This window comes from Butyrivibrio sp. CB08 (genome assembly GCF_003625485.1).
Lineage (GTDB): Bacteria > Bacillota > Clostridia > Lachnospirales > Lachnospiraceae > Butyrivibrio.
Genome location: NZ_RAIR01000004.1, coordinates 177616 through 194700, shown reverse-complemented (window position 1 = coordinate 194700; position 17085 = coordinate 177616). Strand labels below are relative to the sequence as shown.

17 protein-coding genes and 1 tRNA gene are annotated in these 17085 nt (G+C 44.9%); 17 read left to right on the top strand and 1 reads right to left on the bottom strand.

Features of this window, described 5'->3' with window-relative positions; translation table 11 throughout:
* Positions 1–4: 4 nt before the first annotated feature.
* The 9 genes from D6855_RS08955 (at position 5) to D6855_RS08915 (ending at position 8993) form a co-directional block, all read left to right on the top strand.
* Positions 5–1684, top strand: coding sequence for a ribonuclease J (locus D6855_RS08955; protein WP_120740179.1), 1680 nt, complete (start codon positions 5–7; stop codon positions 1682–1684).
* A gap of 23 nt (positions 1685–1707) precedes the next feature.
* Complete coding sequence (locus D6855_RS08950; RefSeq protein WP_120740177.1) at positions 1708–2115, top strand: endolytic transglycosylase MltG; 408 nt, start codon at positions 1708–1710, stop codon at positions 2113–2115.
* Positions 2108–2749, top strand: coding sequence for an O-methyltransferase (locus D6855_RS08945; protein WP_120740175.1), 642 nt, complete (start codon positions 2108–2110; stop codon positions 2747–2749). The genes D6855_RS08950 and D6855_RS08945 overlap by 8 nt, the downstream gene beginning before the upstream one ends.
* A 15-nt stretch (positions 2750–2764) precedes the next feature.
* Positions 2765–4000, top strand: a complete 1236-nt coding sequence (locus D6855_RS08940; RefSeq protein ID WP_120740173.1) for a peptidase U32 family protein — start codon at positions 2765–2767, stop codon at positions 3998–4000.
* Between the two features lie 79 nt (positions 4001–4079).
* Positions 4080–6191: a glutamine synthetase III family protein gene (locus D6855_RS08935; RefSeq protein ID WP_120740171.1), complete on the top strand. Its 2112-nt coding sequence runs from the start codon at positions 4080–4082 to the stop codon at positions 6189–6191.
* 103 nt (positions 6192–6294) lie between these two features.
* Positions 6295–6367 (top strand) — tRNA-Gln (locus D6855_RS08930).
* A gap of 90 nt (positions 6368–6457) precedes the next feature.
* Positions 6458–7186, top strand: coding sequence for an acyl-[acyl-carrier-protein] thioesterase (locus tag D6855_RS08925; RefSeq protein WP_120740169.1), 729 nt, complete (start codon positions 6458–6460; stop codon positions 7184–7186).
* 37 nt (positions 7187–7223) lie between these two features.
* Positions 7224–8057, top strand: coding sequence for a CvfB family protein (locus D6855_RS08920; protein ID WP_120740167.1), 834 nt, complete (start codon positions 7224–7226; stop codon positions 8055–8057).
* Between the two features lie 9 nt (positions 8058–8066).
* The gene (locus tag D6855_RS08915) at positions 8067–8993 is read left to right on the top strand and encodes a CPBP family intramembrane glutamic endopeptidase (RefSeq protein WP_120740165.1); all 927 of its coding nucleotides are present in this window, start codon (positions 8067–8069) and stop codon (positions 8991–8993) included.
* 70 nt (positions 8994–9063) lie between these two features.
* On the opposite strand, the gene D6855_RS08910 is transcribed toward D6855_RS08915, so the two are convergent.
* Complete coding sequence (locus D6855_RS08910; protein ID WP_120740163.1) at positions 9064–9252, bottom strand: YjfB family protein; 189 nt, start codon at positions 9250–9252, stop codon at positions 9064–9066.
* 270 nt (positions 9253–9522) lie between these two features.
* Here D6855_RS08910 and D6855_RS08905 point away from each other — a divergent pair, with 270 nt between their 5' ends.
* The 8 genes from D6855_RS08905 to D6855_RS08870 all read left to right on the top strand — a co-directional run bounded on the left by D6855_RS08905 (position 9523) and on the right by D6855_RS08870 (position 17065).
* Positions 9523–10605: a PucR family transcriptional regulator gene (locus D6855_RS08905; RefSeq protein WP_120740161.1), complete on the top strand. Its 1083-nt coding sequence runs from the start codon at positions 9523–9525 to the stop codon at positions 10603–10605.
* A 33-nt stretch (positions 10606–10638) separates the two neighbouring features.
* Entirely contained in the window at positions 10639–11379 is a 741-nt protein-coding gene (gene ftsE / locus D6855_RS08900) for a cell division ATP-binding protein FtsE (protein WP_120740159.1), read from the top strand.
* Entirely contained in the window at positions 11369–12265 is an 897-nt protein-coding gene (gene ftsX, locus D6855_RS08895) for a permease-like cell division protein FtsX (protein WP_120740157.1), read from the top strand. The genes ftsE and ftsX overlap by 11 nt, the downstream gene beginning before the upstream one ends.
* A gap of 26 nt (positions 12266–12291) precedes the next feature.
* Positions 12292–13515: a murein hydrolase activator EnvC family protein gene (locus D6855_RS08890; RefSeq protein WP_120740156.1), complete on the top strand. Its 1224-nt coding sequence runs from the start codon at positions 12292–12294 to the stop codon at positions 13513–13515.
* A 20-nt stretch (positions 13516–13535) separates the two neighbouring features.
* Entirely contained in the window at positions 13536–14879 is a 1344-nt protein-coding gene (locus D6855_RS08885) for a S41 family peptidase (protein ID WP_243111849.1), read from the top strand.
* A 150-nt stretch (positions 14880–15029) separates the two neighbouring features.
* Entirely contained in the window at positions 15030–15812 is a 783-nt protein-coding gene (locus tag D6855_RS08880) for a PP2C family protein-serine/threonine phosphatase (protein ID WP_158589499.1), read from the top strand.
* A 30-nt stretch (positions 15813–15842) separates the two neighbouring features.
* Entirely contained in the window at positions 15843–16829 is a 987-nt protein-coding gene (locus D6855_RS08875; RefSeq protein ID WP_158589498.1) for a serine/threonine protein kinase, read from the top strand.
* Positions 16826–17065: a hypothetical protein gene (locus D6855_RS08870; protein WP_120740149.1), complete on the top strand. Its 240-nt coding sequence runs from the start codon at positions 16826–16828 to the stop codon at positions 17063–17065. Before D6855_RS08875 ends, D6855_RS08870 begins: the two co-directional genes overlap by 4 nt.
* Positions 17066–17085: the final 20 nt, after the last annotated feature.

The following is a 17085-nucleotide window of genomic DNA, read 5'->3' as shown; positions in this document are numbered from 1 at the left end:
TATATTGAGCAAAAACAAAACTGAAAATACTTCCAAGCTGCAGATCATCCCACTGGGTGGTCTTGAGCAGATTGGAATGAACATCACTGCCTTCAGGTATGAAGACAGTATTATTGTAGTGGATTGCGGTCTGTCATTCCCTGACGACGACATGCTGGGAATCGACCTGGTAATCCCTGACATCACATATCTGCAGGAGAACATTGACAAGGTCAAGGGCTTTGTCATCACTCATGGACACGAGGACCACATTGGTGCGCTTCCTTATATTCTTCATGAGCTCAATGTCCCTGTATATGCAACCCGCCTTACCATGGGCATTATCGAGCACAAGCTCGAGGAGCACAACCTTCTTAAGAAGACTCGCAGGAAGGTTGTTAAATTTGGACAGTCTATAAACCTTGGAAACTTCAGGGTTGAATTTATAAGAACCAACCACTCTATCGTTGACGCTGCAGCTCTTGCTATCTATTCACCTGCAGGAACTGTTGTCCACACAGGAGACTTCAAGGTCGACTACACACCTGTATTCGGAGATCCTATCGATCTTCAGAGATTTGCTGAGATCGGTAAAAAAGGCGTTCTCGCCCTTATGTGCGATTCAACAAACGCAGAGAGACCAGGCTTTACTGCTTCTGAAAAGACTGTAGGAAGAGCTCTTGATTCTCTCTTTGAAGAGCATGAGAACTCCAGGATCATCGTTGCTACCTTTGCATCAAACGTTGACCGAGTTCAGCAGATCATCAACACTGCCCACAAGTGCGGCAGAAAGGTTGTTGTCGAGGGCAGAAGTATGGTCAGCATCATCGACATTGCCCAGAAGCTTGAATGCATCCAGATACCAGACAACACTCTGGTTGATATAGATCAGATCAAGAACTATCCGGAAAACAAGACTGTTATCATCACAACAGGCAGCCAGGGAGAGAGTATGGCTGCTCTTAGCAGAATGGCCAGCGGTCAGCACAGAAAGATCAGCATTGGCGTAGGTGATACAGTTATCTTCTCATCTCACCCTATCCCAGGTAATGAGAAGGCCGTTACAAATATCATCAACGAACTTCAGATGAAGGGCGCTGACGTTATCTTCCAGGATGTCCACGTTTCAGGACACGCATGCCAGGAGGATATCAAGCTTATCTATACTCTTGTTAAGCCCAAGTACTCAGTTCCTGTTCACGGAGAGTACAGACACCTCATCGCTCAGAGCAATATTGCAAAAGAGCTTGGAATGGACAAGGACAATATCTTTATCCTTCACTCAGGAGAGGTTTTGGAGCTGGATGAAAATGGCGCCAAGGTTGCAGGAAAAGTCCCTGTTGGAGCTATTCTTGTAGACGGTCTTGGAGTTGGAGATGTTGGAAATGTTGTTCTCAGGGACAGACAGCATCTTGCAGAAGACGGTATAGTTATAGTAGTATTTGGTATCGACAAGGCAAGTTGTCAGATCGTATCAGGACCAAGCATAGTATCCAGAGGATTCGTCTATGTAAGGGAGTCTGATAAGCTTATAGACGACGCAACAGACCTTGTTTACGATGATGTGACAGAGGCCCTTGAGAAGGGAATCACTGACTGGGCTAAGCTCAAGAACATCGTCAAGGATGCGCTTAGTGATTATATCTGGAAAAAGACAAAGAGAAGACCTATGATCATGCCCATTATTATGGACACCAACTTCTAAAGTCTTTTTGAGGAGACTTATTTATGAACGTAAAAAGAATTTTGCTGGGGCTACTTGATACCGCAGTAAAGGTGGCATTTGTCATTGTGGTTGCAATGATGATTTCAAAATACGCCAAGGTTGCTTACAACTACGGCTATCAGATCTTTAACCAGTCGGCAGTTTCGTCTGGTACAGGAAGAACCGTTACATTCAAAGTTGGAGACGGAGATTCCGCTGACACCATCGCGGAGAACCTGGCAGGTGTCGGACTTATCACAGACAAAAATCTCTTTAAACTTCAGGAGAGATTCTCGGAATATCACGGAATGGAACAGGCTGGAACCTACGAACTCAGCACTGCCATGACTCCTGAGGAGATGCTCACAATAATGTCCGGAGGTCAGAAGGCTTCGGATTCTGAAGAGACTGAGGAGTCAGAGGATGGCTGATCAGGACAGGATTACAACCTTTATCAATTCCCTCGACAGAGGGAATGCCCCATACCTCGATGAGGTTGAGAGAGTGGCAATAGCGGACGAAGTGCCTATTATCCGCAAGGATACCCAGACGCTTCTTAAATTTTTAATGGCGCAGAACAGACCTGTAAACATACTGGAGGTCGGCTGCGCTGTTGGCTTTTCAGCTCTTTTAATGGCCGAGTACTCCGGGAATGACACCAGGATCACCACCATTGAGAAGTATGAAAAGAGAATTCCCGTGGCCCGGGAAAACTTTAAAAAGTATGACACCAAGGGAAAGATAACCCTCCTTGAGGGAGATGCCATGGACATCTTAAAAACTCTTTCTCCGGGATATGACTTTATATTCATGGATGCTGCAAAGGGTCAGTACATCAACTTCCTTCCGGAGTGCATGAGGATCCTTAATAAGGGAGGTCTTCTTGTATCAGACAACGTGCTTCAGGACGGAGATGTGTTTGAATCAAGGTTTGCAGTGACAAGGAGAAACCGCACCATCCATGCAAGAATGAGGGACTACCTCTATGAGCTGACCCACAACGATCAGCTAAACACAGTGATACTGACAGTTGGAGATGGCATGAGCCTCTCCGTGAAGATTTAAGAAACAGGTGAATTTATGAAAAAACCAGAACTACTTATACCTGCCAGCAGTCTTGAGGTTTTAAAGACCGCAGTAATGTTTGGCGCAGACGCAGTCTATATTGGCGGAGATGCTTTTGGACTAAGGGCAAAGGCCAAGAACTTCAGCAAGGAAGAGATGAAGGAAGGCATTGCTTTCGCCCACGAGCATGGCGTGCATGTCCATGTCACAGTCAATATCCTTGCCCACAACTACGATCTTGACGGCGTTGAGACTTACCTTCATGAGTTAAAAGAGCTAAAGCCGGACGCGCTCATTATCGCTGACCCCGGTATCTTTATGAAGGCCAGAAGGATCTGCCCTGAAATAGACATCCACGTATCAACCCAGGCCAACAACACCAACTATGAGACCTACAACTTCTGGCACGATCTTGGAGCCAAGAGAGTTGTTGCAGCCAGAGAGCTTTCAATGGCGGAGATAAAAGAGATCAAGCAAAGGATCCCCAAGGACCTTGAGATGGAGAGCTTCATTCATGGAGCTATGTGCATTTCATACTCGGGAAGATGTCTTTTGTCCAACTACTTCACAGGAAGAGATGCCAATCACGGCGCCTGCACACACCCATGCAGATGGAAGTATGCAGTTGTTGAGGAAAAGAGACCAGGAGAGTACCTGCCTGTATATGAGAACGAGCGCGGAACCTATATCTTCAACTCCAAGGATCTGTGCATGATAGAGCACATCCCGGAGCTTGTCGATGCTGGCGTTGACAGCTGCAAAATCGAAGGCAGAATGAAGACTGCTCTTTATGTAGCAACTGTGGCAAGGACCTACAGAAAGGCCATTGATGACTACTTCGAGTCTGAGGAAAAGTACAGGCAGAACATGCCATGGTATCTTGATCAGATCTCAAAGTGCACATACCGCCAGTTCACCACAGGCTTCTATTTTGGCAAGCCCAGTGATGAGATGCAGATTTACGACAACAATACCTATGTAAGCGAATATATCTACCTTGGAATCGTCTACGACATAGACGAGAGAGGATTTGCCAAGATCGAGCAGAGAAACAAGTTCAGTGTTGGCGATGAGATCGAGATAATGAAGCCCGACGGAACAGACGTAAAGGTCACAGTAAAGGGCATGTACAATGAGGAAGGAACTGCTGTTGAATCCTGCCCTCACTCAAAAGAGATCATATATCTTGATCTTTCAGAGCAGCCAAGCCGCTACGATATTCTGAGAGTCAGCGCAGAAGCTGAAGAATAATATTAAATTTGTACTTTAAGTTTTTGGATAATTAATGTAAACTGTATGACAAATATTTTTGATGAAAGGTCGTAGCGCTATGAGCAGCATGGTTAATGTGGAAGAAATATTCGGACAGAACGTCTTTACCCTCTCCAAGATGAGAGAGCGTCTGCCCAAGAATGTATACAAAGAGGTTGTAAATGTAATAGAGCACGGAGGAGCACTGTCCAAGGAGTCAGCTGACGTTGTGGCAAACGCCATGAAGGACTGGGCAACAGAAAACGGTGCAACACATTACACACACTGGTTCCAGCCTCTTACAGGTATCACAGCTGAGAAGCATGATTCCTTTGTTGGAAGTGCAGACCAGGACGGCCGCATGCTTACTTCTTTCTCTGGAAAAGAGCTTATAAAGGGTGAGCCTGATGCTTCCTCATTCCCATCTGGCGGACTTCGCGCTACTTTCGAAGCAAGAGGTTATACAACCTGGGATATCACATCTCCAGCATTCCTTAAGGAATCTGGCGCTGGTGTTACACTTTGTATTCCTACAGCATTCTGTTCATACACAGGAGAGGCTCTTGATAAAAAGACACCTCTTTTAAGATCCATGGAGGCTGTTAATAAGCAGGCCCTCAGGATCGTTAAGCTTTTTGGTAACGACACAGCAACAAGGGTCAATGTTTCAGTTGGACCAGAGCAGGAATACTTCCTGGTTGACTGGGATAAGTCAATGAAGCGTGAAGACCTTATCTTTACCGGAAGAACCCTCTTTGGTGCAATGCCTCCAAAGGGTCAGGAGATGGAGGACCACTACTTTGGTGTAATCCGTGAGAGAGTTGGTGAGTTCATGAAGGATCTCAACACTGAGCTCTGGAAGCTTGGTGTTCCTGGCAAGACTCAGCACAACGAGGTTGCTCCTGGTCAGCACGAGCTTGCTCCAATCTATGAGACTGCAAATATCGCGGTAGACCACAACCAGATCATTATGGAGACCATGAAGAGAGTTGCTGAGCATCACCACATGAGATGTCTTCTCCACGAGAAGCCATTTGCTGGTGTTAATGGCTCAGGTAAGCACGACAACTGGTCTCTTTGCACAGACGATGGCAAGAACCTTCTTGATCCAGGTGATACACCTAACAAGAACGTTCAGTTCCTGTTTGTACTTGCCTGCATTTTGAAGGCAGTTGATACTCACGCAGATCTTTTAAGACAGAGCGCAGCTGACGTTGGTAACGACCACAGACTTGGTGCCAACGAGGCTCCTCCAGCGATCATTTCTGTTTTCCTTGGAGAGCAGCTTGAGGACGTTGTAAGACAGCTCATCGAGACTGGCGTAGCCAAGTCAAGTAAGCGCGGTGGCAAGCTCAAGACTGGTGTTTCAACTCTTCCTCAGTTTGAGAAGGATGCAACAGACAGAAACCGTACATCACCATTTGCCTTTACTGGTAACAAGTTTGAGTTCAGAATGGTTGGTTCATCTGACTCAATGGCAAGTTCAAATACAACACTTAATACAATCGTTGCTGAGGCTTTCTGCGAGGCAGCAGATATCCTTGAAAAGGCCGATGATTTCGATATGGCAGTTCATGACCTTATGAAGGAGTACTTAACTGACCACCAGAGGATCATCTTCAATGGCGACGGATATTCAGAGGACTGGGTAAAAGAGGCTGAGCGCCGCGGACTTCCAAACATCAAGTCCACCATCGAGGCAGCAGATACTCTTACAACCAAGAAGGCAGTCAAGCTCTTTGGCGACTTTGGTGTTTACACCAAGACTGAGCTTGAATCAAGAAAAGAGATCATCTTTGAGAACTATGCTAAGACCATCAATATCGAGGCTCTTACAATGATCGATATGGCATCCAAGCAGATCATCCCAGCTGTAATGAAGTATGCTGGAAGACTTGCCAAGGATGTCAATGAGGTAAAGGCAGCAGGCGCAGATGAGAGCGCACTTCTTTCAGAGCTTAAGGAGATCACAACAGAGCTTACCAAGATGAAGAAGGCTCTTGATGATCTTAAGACAGTTGAGAACAAGGCTAGAAAGATCACAGATGCAAGAAAGCTCGCTTACTTCTATAAGGACAAGGTAAGACCAGCTATGGATGCTCTTCGTGATCCTGCAGACAAATTGGAGATGCTGGTTGATAAAAAAGATTGGCCATTCCCAACATATGCAGATCTTCTTTTCGAAGGATGATGTCCTGGAAGCGGCATAAATACTGGCTTTCAAATGAATTATAAAAGTTTTAAAAAAGTACTTGCATTTTGATGGAGTCTCAAGTATAATTACTACTTGTCGATGGGCTATCGCCAAGCGGTAAGGCAACGGACTCTGACTCCGTCATTACGTAGGTTCGAATCCTACTAGCCCAGCTACTAAAGCGAGATTGAAATCTTCAATCTCGCTTTTCTGTATTAATGCGAAGCATCTGAGTTTACCGTGACGAAATGGGGGAACTATCAATGTACACTTTTGATTCAAGGATCAGATACAGCGAAGTCGATAAGAATGCAGAACTCACCATAGAGTCTCTGATCAATTATTTCCAGGACTGTTCCACCTTTCAGACTCAGGACGGACCAGCCAACATGGCATACTTAAGACAACAGGGCGTGGCATGGGTTCTTAACTCCTGGCAGATCGTCATAAACAGATACCCAAGGCTCTGCGAGGAAGTCACCATAGGAACAATTCCCTATGAGCTGAAGGGCTTTTTTGGCCACAGAAATTTCTTCATGGATACCAAAGATGGAGAGAGGCTTGCAACAGCCAACTCAGTCTGGACGCTGTTTAACTTTGAAAAGGGTATTCCAGCCAGAATAAGCCAGGAGATGGTGGACGCTTATCCCCTTGGCGAGAAACTTCCAATGGATTATGGTGACAGGAAGATCGCAATTCCAGAGGATGCAGAGATTTTTGAAGCTGATGAGATCCAGGTAAGGACTCACCACCTTGATACCAATAACCACGTCAACAACGGCCAGTATATCCGCATGGCCATTGAGAGCCTTCCTGACAAGGATATCAGAGTGGGAGCTCTCAGGGCTGAGTACAGGAAACAGGCAGTGCTTGGAGATACTCTTTATCCTGAGATCAGGAAAGTTTCAAAAAGCGCAATAATGACTTATACTATTAATTTGAGGGACGCAAAAATGAGTCCCGTATGTATTGTAGAACTGACAACGCAGTGATGTTGCTGCAGGTTTCAAAAAGAACGGAGAACAAAAAATGATAAGATTAGGCGAAAAGCAGACCCTTGAAGTGATCAAGAAGGTGGACTTTGGTGTTTACCTTGGGGAAAAGGCTGGAAGTGATGAGAAAGTTCTTTTGCCCGCCAAGCAGGTTCCGGCAGGAGCAGACCTTGGAAGTAAGGTGGAAGTGTTCATCTACAAGGATTCAGATGACAGGCTTATTGCTACCACCAGTGAGCCCAAGATCATGCTCGGGGACGTTAGAGTCCTTAGGGTAAAAGAGACTACCAGGATCGGAGCTTTTATGGACTGGGGCCTTGAGAAGGATGTGCTACTGCCTTTTAAAGAGCAGACTGCCAAGGTTAAGGCTGGAGATGACGTTTTGTGCGCCATGTACATCGACAAGAGCAGCCGCCTTTGCGTCACCATGAACGTATATAAGTACCTTAAAAACGACAGCCCCTATGGCAAGGATGACAAGGTTATGGGAACTGTCTATGAGATGAGTGATAACTTTGGAGCCTTTGTTGCTGTAGATGACATTTATTCAGGCCTTATAGCCAAGAAGGAGCTCTACGGGAACCTTAAGATAGGCGACAGGATCTCAGCGAGAGTAGTATCAGTAAAAGAGGATGGAAGGCTTAACCTTAGTGTCAGAGAGAAGGCATATCTTCAGATGGACACTGACGCTGACAAGATCTTTTCAATGATAGAAAACGGCGGAGGAAAGCTCCCATTTACCGACAAGGCATCTCCGGACCTCATCAGGGAAAAGACCGGAATGAGTAAGAATGAATTCAAGCGTGCTGTTGGAAGACTTCTAAAAGAAGGTAAAATAGTAATAGGACCAGATTCAATCGAACTTAAGTAAGGAGAAAACATGGACTACAGGAAGGCTAACAGGCTCTTTTTATACATGATCCTTTTCACCATTGCTTTTACCGGGCTCTATGCGGTATGGATGATCCGTACCATGGCTTCAATGCCTATACTTCTTAACAATGTTATCTCGGAGCTTTTGTGCCTGGTGCCAGCCCTTGCGATGGTTTTGTTTTACGGCGAGAGAATATCGGTAATCGTTCCTCTTAAGAAGATCAGGATACCATCAGCCCTTATGATATTTTTGTATGTGCTGCTTCTTTATCCTCTGGTGATATTCTTCAACTCGTTGTCCATGATATTTGTAGAGAACACCGTTGTTGAGATGATGGATGAGATAACAGCTCTTCCATGGTGGCAGATGTTTCTCTCTATCGGAATAGTTGGACCCTTTATTGAGGAGTTTGTTTTCAGGGGAGTTATACTTTCGAGCTTCCAGAGATCAGGCAGGATAATAGGTTCTATAATCATATCATCACTTATGTTTGGTATGATGCATCTTAACATCAATCAGTTTGCTTACGGCGCTGCAATGGGCGTTATGTTCGCTCTGCTTGTAGAGGCCACAGGAAGCGTACTGTCATCCTTTATTGCCCACGCTATCTTCAACTCAGTCGAAGTAATCATGCTCTACGCAGAAAAGGACGTCCTTGGACAGGCCCAGGACTATATGGACAGTATAGACATCCAGAATGTTATGCTCGTTACAACTGCCATTTACTTTGTTTTGGCCATCATTTCCACAGCCATTGCGATATGCGTCCTTGTTAAGATAGCTTACATGGAAAAGAGACATGAGTTCTTTTTAGGGATTCCAAAGAGCAAAAAACAGGGATACAAGCTTGTTACAGTTGCGCTTGTGGTTGCTGTGGTCATTGCTTTGATCTACATGGTTGGAATGGAGATAATAATGAAAATTGCTGGATAGATCAGCATTTTAAAAGACCCGCTCAAAACTGAGCGGGTCTTTCGTGCATAAAGCACATTTGATGGCCTGTTTATACTCTGATGTCAATGTTGGCGCCAAGATTAGGGTCCAGGGAAACAGCTGGTGCTGCCTCGATGGTTTCTACCATTGCTGCACCCATGTCCTGCATGTTATCAAGGCTCTTTGAGAGCATTGCGATACCAACATCGTTCAGAATACGGTTCTGAGACAATGCCATCGATAAAGCAGGGATATCCATAGGCCACCTCCTTGTGAAAAGAATCCACTTTATCTTATCTTTTTTATCGGAGCATTAGTTAATAAATATAAGTACATGGAGCAAAAACCATAGCTAAAAATGAGACCTGGTTTTTGTCACTTTTGACCACAAAAATTGAAAAATACACAAAAAAGATAGTGCTTTCTATAGATTTTTTTGTACATTTGTATTAAAATGGAAAAGTGATGTGGTTTATTCACGATAGAATGTAATTATTTTTACTGCACAACGTGCAAGAAAGAGTGACACATGATTTCCAATCAGATTTTGCAGAACACAATAGACGGGCTTAAAAACATAGCACACGTGGATCTTTGCGTCCTTGATATCGATGGAAAAGAGGTTGCATCCACAACCACAGATATTGGCAATGTGTCTACTGTGGCCAGAGATTTCGTTGAATCCCCTGCTGATTCTCAGGAGATTCAGGGATATCAGTATTTCAAAATATATGATGAGCAGCAGCTTGAGTATATACTCATTTGCACCGGCAGTGGTGACAACGTATATATGCTTGGCAAGATGATCGCATATCAGATCCAGAGCCTGCTTGTAGCTTATAAAGAGAGATTTGATAAGGACAACTTTATCAAGAACCTGCTTCTTGATAACCTGCTCCTGGTGGATATTTATTCAAGAGCTAAAAAGCTCCACATCCAGAGCGATGCCAAGAGAGTTGCCATGATAGTGGAGTGCGCAGGCGGAAGAGACAGCAATGTCTTAGAGCTTACAAGGACCTGCGTTGGAAGTGGAACAGACTTTGTCACAGAGGTTGACGAGGACAATGTGATAATCGTCAAGGATGTCAGTGAGATGGCTAAGCCTTCCGAGATCACCAAGTCTGCAGAGGAGATTCTTGCAAATCTTGAAAAAGAAGGACTTTCTGGAGTAAGGATCGCCTACGGAACAGTGGTTGGTGAGATCAAGGAAGTGAGCCGTTCATATAAAGAAGCCAAGATGGCACTTGATGTTGGAAAGATCTTTTTCGACGAGAGAAAGGTTATCTGCTACAGCGAACTGGGTATAGGACGTCTTATTTATCAGCTTCCTATTCCGCTTTGCAAGATGTTTATCAAGGAGATCTTTGGAGGAAGGAACCCTGACGACTTCGATCAGGAGACCCTCACAACCATAGACAAGTTCTTCGAGAACTCTCTTAACGTATCAGAGACATCAAGACAGCTCTTCATCCATAGGAATACTCTTGTTTACAGGCTGGACAAGCTTCAAAAGAGTACTGGTCTGGACCTTAGAGTATTTGATGATGCAATTACTTTTAAAATTGCACTTATGGTTGTAAGATATATGAAGTATATGGAGAAGTTTACTTGATAGTCTATAGTTTTTGGACTACGAGGGAGGTTTATGGAAAGAGGATATAGAAAAAGAAGATCAAACAGGCAGATTCCCGAGGATGAGGTTATCACGCTGGAGAACGTGACTAAATCTTATTCTACGGGTGCACCAGCCTTAAACGGAGTCACCCTTCATATCAAGAGGGGTGAATTTGTTTTTATAGTGGGCGACAGTGGATCAGGTAAGTCCACTCTCATCAAGCTCCTTCTTAGAGAGCTTGTACCCACAGACGGAGAGATCACTGTACTTGGTTACAATCTTCGCAGGATCAAGCACAGCAAGATCCCTAAGTTCAGGAGAAACCTTGGAATCGTATTCCAGGATTTCAGACTTCTAAAGGACAGAAACGTCTACGAGAACGTTGCTTTTGCACAGCGCATAGTTCAGACTCCAACAAGAGAGATCAAGAGAAACGTTCCATCTATTCTTGCCACAGTTAACCTGGCAGGCAAGTACAAGAACAAGATCAATCAGCTGTCAGGTGGTGAGCAGCAAAGAGTTGCTCTTGCCAGAGCTCTTGTCAATAAGCCGACAATTCTTTTGGCTGATGAGCCTACTGGTAACCTGGATCCAAATAATTCATGGGAAATCATGAAACTCATGGAACAGATCAACGAAAATGGTACAACTGTCATAGTGGTTACTCACAACAGAGAGATCGTTAATGCTATGAAGAAGAGAGTTATTACCATGAAAAAGGGTGTCATCATAGAAGACGAGGAAGAGGGTATGTACATCGATGAGGAGTAGTAGTTTCTTTTATACCATAGGACAGGGCTTTAAGAATCTTGGCAGAAACAGATGGTACACATTGGCTTCAATAGCTACCATCACAGCGTGTCTGTTTCTATTTGGTCTGTTTTATGCCATAATCACTAATTTCCAGAATGTAGTTAAGACCGCTGAAGAGGGCGTGTCCGTAACAGTTTTCTTTAACGAGGGAACCAGCGAGGACGAGATCCTTGTAGTAAAGAGCGAACTTGAAAAGAGACCTGAAGTAAGAGAGATCACCTATGTTTCAGCTGATGAGGCGTGGGAAGGCTTCAAGGAGGAGTATCTTGGAGAGTACGCAGACGGATTTACAGAGAATCCTCTTGCTGAATCAGCCAACCTTCAGATCTACCTTAACGACGTATCAATGCAGCAGGCTCTTGTAACTTACATAGAGTCCATCAGCGTTGTTCGTGAGGTCAACAGATCTGAGGTAACAGCTACAACATTAAGCGGACTTAACCTGCTCATTGCTTATGTATCTGGTGGTATCATTGTTCTTCTTTTGCTGGTATCTGTTTTCCTTATCAGCAACACAGTTACAATGGGTATCTCAGTTCGTAAGGATGAGATCAATATCATGAAGTATATTGGTGCCACAGACTTTTTTGTAAGAGCACCTTTCGTAGTAGAGGGAATTCTGATCGGACTTATTGGATCGATCATTCCGCTGATCATCATCTACTTTGTTTATACACATGTGATCAGCTATGTGGCTTCTAGATTTACTATGCTCAGTTCCCTTTTGAATTTCCTGCCTGTTGAGACAATTTACAACAAGCTTGTTCCAATATCTCTTTTGATCGGTATTGGCATAGGTTTCCTTGGAAGTTTCATTACTGTTAGGAAACACCTGCACGTATAAAAGCCAGAAAAGGGAATTCTCACAAGTTGAAGAATATTGTTAAGGGTAGAAAAAAAAGAATAATTTGCGTCCTTATGTGCATACTGGTGGCACTTGTATCTACCTGCAGTATGAAGATCACAAGTAACGCCGCTGTCACTGAAGAGTCCATCAAAGCCAAGGAGAATCAGATCAGCCAGGCTAAAAAGGAGAGGGATAGTCTTAAGAATGCCAAGACTGACCTCGAGAAAGTCAAGAAGCAGCTTGAAGCCAGCAAGACAGATCTGAACAATTACATCACCCAGCTTGATGGACAGCTTTCTGACATTCAGTCCAGGATTGATGCTCTTTCAGACGAGATCACAGAAAAAGAACAGCAGATAGAGACCACTACAGCTGAGCTTGAAGAGGCTGAAGCTATCCAGCAGGCTCAGTATGAGGCTATGAAAAAGCGTATCAAATTTATGTACGAGAGAGGCGATACGCTTTATTTTGAGATGCTCCTTGAATCTGGAAGTTTTGCTGACATGCTTAACAAGGCGGAGTACATCGAGATGCTCTCCTCCTATGACAGGCTCAAGCTCAACGAATATATTGAGACTACAGAGCTTATAAGGCTCACCAAAGAGGCTCTTGAGGAAGAAAAGCAGACTCTTGATGAGGCTAAGGCGGCGAAAGAGGAGGAAGAGGCTAATCTTCAGGCCCTCATTGACACCAAGAACAATGAGCTCTCAGTAGTAAAGTCAGATATTTCCAGCAAGGAAGCGGCTATCAAGGCCTATGAAGAAGAGATCAAGGCTGAGAATGCAGCTATCGCTGCTCTGGAAAAAGAGGTTGCGGCTGACAAGGCAGCGCTCTACAGCAGATATATGTATGATGGCGGCGTGTTCACATGGCCATGCCCCAACTACACAAGAATCTCTGACAACTATGGAATGCGAGTGCATCCAACCCTCGGCGTTGAGAAGATGCACAATGGAATAGACCTGGCAGCACCATCAGGATCTTCGGTCCTTTGCGCTTACAATGGCACTGTGGTTGCTGCAGATTACAACTCCACCATGGGTAATTACATTATGATCAACCATGGCGGCGGACTTTACACAATTTACATGCACTGTTCAGCCCTTTATGTATCAAAGGGACAGGACGTGACATCAGGCACCAAGATAGCAGCTGTTGGTTCAACAGGTAGATCAACAGGACCACATCTTCATTTTGGTGTAAGATTAAATGGTAATTATGTGAGCCCGTGGAATTACCTCAAGTAAGAGGAGGGCAGGAGTAAGCTATGGATAGTAATTTTGGTAATAATATGGATATGGTCCCACAGGATGGGCAGCAGGAGCCTGTGCCTCAGATTACACCAGGTGTTGCACCAGTGACAGAGAATGGCAGGCTTAGAAGACGTTTTATCAGCGGAATTCTTATTGGATGCCTGTTAGCTCTTTTCATCGTGGCTGGAATATATGTGTTCTGGGGATTAAATGCCGGATTTGGAGCACCCTTTAGTTATGGTTCCAGTGCTCTGGTGGGCGGAGATGGCGATGAACTTCTTTCTGATGAGACACTGGGCAAGATCCAGGCTCTTGAAGATGTTATCGACACCTACTATTACAAGACAGATGTTGATAAAGAGGAAGAGGCCATTGGAATGTACAAGGGTCTTATGGATTCTCTTGGAGATCCTTACTCTGTATATTATACCGAGGAAGAGCTCAATGAGCTTATGACTGATACTGCCGGTGTTTACTATGGAATTGGCGCTTATGTCAGCCTTGACAGTGATATGAATCTTCCACGTATCTCAGGTGTTATGCCTGGAACTCCCGCTGAGAGAGCGGAGCTTATGACAGACGACATCATCTATGAGGTGGATAAAGAGTCTACTCAGGGAATGGAGCTTGACGAAGTGGTTTCACTTATCAAGGGACCTGAGGGAACAACAGTGCATCTCACACTTCTTCGTGGATCTAAGATGGAGGAGATCGAGGTTGATGTTGAGAGGTCAGCAGTAGAGGTTCCTACAGTTAATACCAAGCTTCTTGGAGATAATGAGAATATCGGATATCTCCAGATCACAGAGTTTGACGATATCACTCCTGATCAGTTTGCAGAGGGAATGGCTGAGCTTAGAGCCAGTGATATCGAGGGACTTATCATCGACCTTAGAAGTAATCCTGGCGGAAGCCTTCAGGCTGTATGCGATATCGCAAGGCAGATCCTTCCTAAGGGACTTATCGTATATACCGTGGACAGAAACGGTGAAAGAGATGACTACACCTGCGACGGAGCTCACGAGATAGACATTCCTGTTGTTGTACTGGTGAACCAGTATTCAGCAAGTGCTTCAGAGATCCTTTCAGGAGCCATCAAGGATTACAAGATCGGAACTCTGGTTGGTAAGACTACCTTTGGTAAGGGAATCGTTCAGAGAGTATTTGACCTCAAGGACGGAACTGCAGTTAAGCTTACAGTAAGTGACTACTATACACCTAATGGCAATAACATCCACGGTATTGGAATTGAGCCTGATGTTGAGGTTGATTATGATGCTGATGCTTATGCCAAGGACAAGACAGACAATCAGCTTGAAAAGGCAATTGAGGTTATGAACGGTCTTCTTGACAAATAAAATATTTGATAGTAATATTCATGACTGTGTCACGTATCTGTGACACAGTCATTTTTTATTTTCAGAGCATTTATTCATAGTGCTATCTGATTTGTCCGTTTCGGACGTTATTTTCACTTTTATTTTTTGAATTTAATGAGGTTAAACAACATGGAAGTAAAAGCGTGTATTTTTACCGATGCAGGGAAGGTGCGCAAAGTTAACCAGGACTCCTGTCTTGTAAAGGTGGCCAACACTAAGAGGTATGGAAGGATTTCTTTTGCCGCTGTATGCGATGGAATGGGCGGATTGTCCAAGGGAGAGGTTGCGAGCTGCAAGATGATAAGGGCTCTTGAAGGCTGGTTTGGAGAGGAACTGGCACTTATGCAGAACCTGCCTGAGGACAAGCTCTGGGATACCATCGAGACTTCTCTGATGCGTCTCATAGTAAAGACCAGCAGCGATATAAGGCGATATGGCAGGCACAGGGGGATAAAGCTTGGGACCACACTGACAGCTTTTTTGCAGATTGGCAGAAAGTATATGACGTTTAATATCGGCGATTCCAGGATATATCTCGTGGACAGAAAAAGAGCTATGGCAGTAACCAGGGATCAGAGCCTTGTGCAGGATAAGCTTGATAAGGGGATAATAGTTGAGGCTGATGTAGCTGCAGATCCTGACAGAAGTGTGCTGCTTCAGAGTGTTGGGACGAATTTAGAGATCAAGCCTGATGTGAGTAGGGGTGAGATCGGCTCAAATACAACGGTTCTGGCTGTAAGTGACGGATTCTGGAGGACACTAGAGGGAGATGAGATCCATGGTAAGCTTTGTCCTCAGATGTGCGTAACATCAGATGACATGCTTGATAGCTGCAGGAAGCTGGCAGAGCTTGCTATGGGCAGAGATGAGGATGACAATATCTCGGTTGCTGCCATGTGTCTTGAGTATTGATGGCGCGATTTTTAGATGGAGGATTTTGCGGTGGAGTATTTAAGAAACGAGAGTGTGTACAGGGGCAGATACAGGATCTTAAGAAAGCTTGGAGAGGGTGGCAGCAGCGTGGTTTACATGGCTGTTGATATGAAAAGTGCAAGGCCTGTTACAGTAAAGGTTATCAAGGAGCATGTGTTTGATGGGAAGGCAGCAGCTCAGATTGTAGAGGAAGAGACGAGGGTCTTGAGGTTTGCTGATCACCCAGGGATACCATCAGTTGTGGCGGAGTATGATGACGCCTTTGTGCTTGATTATGTTCCTGGAAATAGTTTGGAGAAGGTTCTGAAAAAGAAGGGGCGATTTGATGAGAAAGAGGTAGTTACCTTTGGATTTGAGCTTTTGGATATGCTAGGACATCTTCATGGCCTAAAGAGACCGGTTGTATATAGGGATCTTAAGCCCGCAAATATCATGCTAAGGCCGGATGGTCATCTGTCTCTTATAGATTTTGGGGCTGCCAGATTTATGGAGCAGGGAGCGCTGACGGATACCCTAAATCTTGGAACTGAAGGTTTTGCGGCTCCTGAACAGTATGGAAATCTTGGGCAGACAGATCCAAGAACTGATATATACTGCTTTGGCAGGACAATGCTCCTGCTGCTTGGTGGAAAGTGCTCCCCTGAACTTATGGAGGTTATAGATAAGTGCATAAAACCTGACAGGGAGGACAGGTATGAAAGCTGCGCTGAGATTGAAGTGGCGCTTAGGAAGTATCCTGGCAGGAGGACGAGGAAGAGAGCATTGAAGGTGGCACAGCTCCTTGCGGCGTCTGCAGCTGCTTCCGCCGTTATCTCTTTTGCCGCTGCCCATTACGACGCTGCACTTAGCTACGCAGCGGAGGATGCGCAGGTAAGAGTTCCGGCGGTGAAAGAGAGAATGGGTAACGCCGGGATTCGGATAAAGATGATATTGAAGGAAAGGTACGGCGTCGATGTGGACGATCTTCTGGCGCCAGAGGGAGAAGCAGACAGATGATGATTTTTGTATATACGTTTGTGGTGATATTTGTGGGGCTTGTGGTGATCTTTGGATTTGGGAGCTTCTTATCCGGAGACAAGGACGTTTCAGACATTCCTGTAGAGGGAGAAGTTACCGCCGCCATGTGCACCACCCAGCTCCTTGACCGTGGCAGCAGCTTTGGAACTGTATGCGACGAGGATTTTGTTATTGAGCAGGATATGGTGTACACCTACGATTCGTTTAATCTGTAAGTTTAGTTGGCGGAAGGGCC

Bases quoted from the DNA above. Each gene is read 5' to 3' on its own strand.
- D6855_RS08950 (WP_120740177.1), top strand. From the start codon at position 1,708: ATGAACGTAAAAAGAATTTTGCTGGGGCTACTTGATACCGCAGTAAAG.
- D6855_RS08945 (WP_120740175.1), top strand. From the start codon at position 2,108: ATGGCTGATCAGGACAGGATTACAACCTTTATCAATTCCCTCGACAGA.
- D6855_RS08940 (WP_120740173.1), top strand. From the start codon at position 2,765: ATGAAAAAACCAGAACTACTTATACCTGCCAGCAGTCTTGAGGTTTTA.
- D6855_RS08935 (WP_120740171.1), top strand. From the start codon at position 4,080: ATGAGCAGCATGGTTAATGTGGAAGAAATATTCGGACAGAACGTCTTT.
- D6855_RS08925 (WP_120740169.1), top strand. From the start codon at position 6,458: ATGTACACTTTTGATTCAAGGATCAGATACAGCGAAGTCGATAAGAAT.
- D6855_RS08920 (WP_120740167.1), top strand. From the start codon at position 7,224: ATGATAAGATTAGGCGAAAAGCAGACCCTTGAAGTGATCAAGAAGGTG.
- D6855_RS08915 (WP_120740165.1), top strand. From the start codon at position 8,067: ATGGACTACAGGAAGGCTAACAGGCTCTTTTTATACATGATCCTTTTC.
- D6855_RS08910 (WP_120740163.1), bottom strand. From the start codon at position 9,252: ATGGATATCCCTGCTTTATCGATGGCATTGTCTCAGAACCGTATTCTG.
- D6855_RS08905 (WP_120740161.1), top strand. From the start codon at position 9,523: ATGATTTCCAATCAGATTTTGCAGAACACAATAGACGGGCTTAAAAAC.
- ftsE (WP_120740159.1), top strand. From the start codon at position 10,639: ATGGAAAGAGGATATAGAAAAAGAAGATCAAACAGGCAGATTCCCGAG.
- ftsX (WP_120740157.1), top strand. From the start codon at position 11,369: ATGAGGAGTAGTAGTTTCTTTTATACCATAGGACAGGGCTTTAAGAAT.
- D6855_RS08885 (WP_243111849.1), top strand. From the start codon at position 13,536: ATGGATAGTAATTTTGGTAATAATATGGATATGGTCCCACAGGATGGG.
- D6855_RS08880 (WP_158589499.1), top strand. From the start codon at position 15,030: ATGGAAGTAAAAGCGTGTATTTTTACCGATGCAGGGAAGGTGCGCAAA.
- D6855_RS08870 (WP_120740149.1), top strand. From the start codon at position 16,826: ATGATGATTTTTGTATATACGTTTGTGGTGATATTTGTGGGGCTTGTG.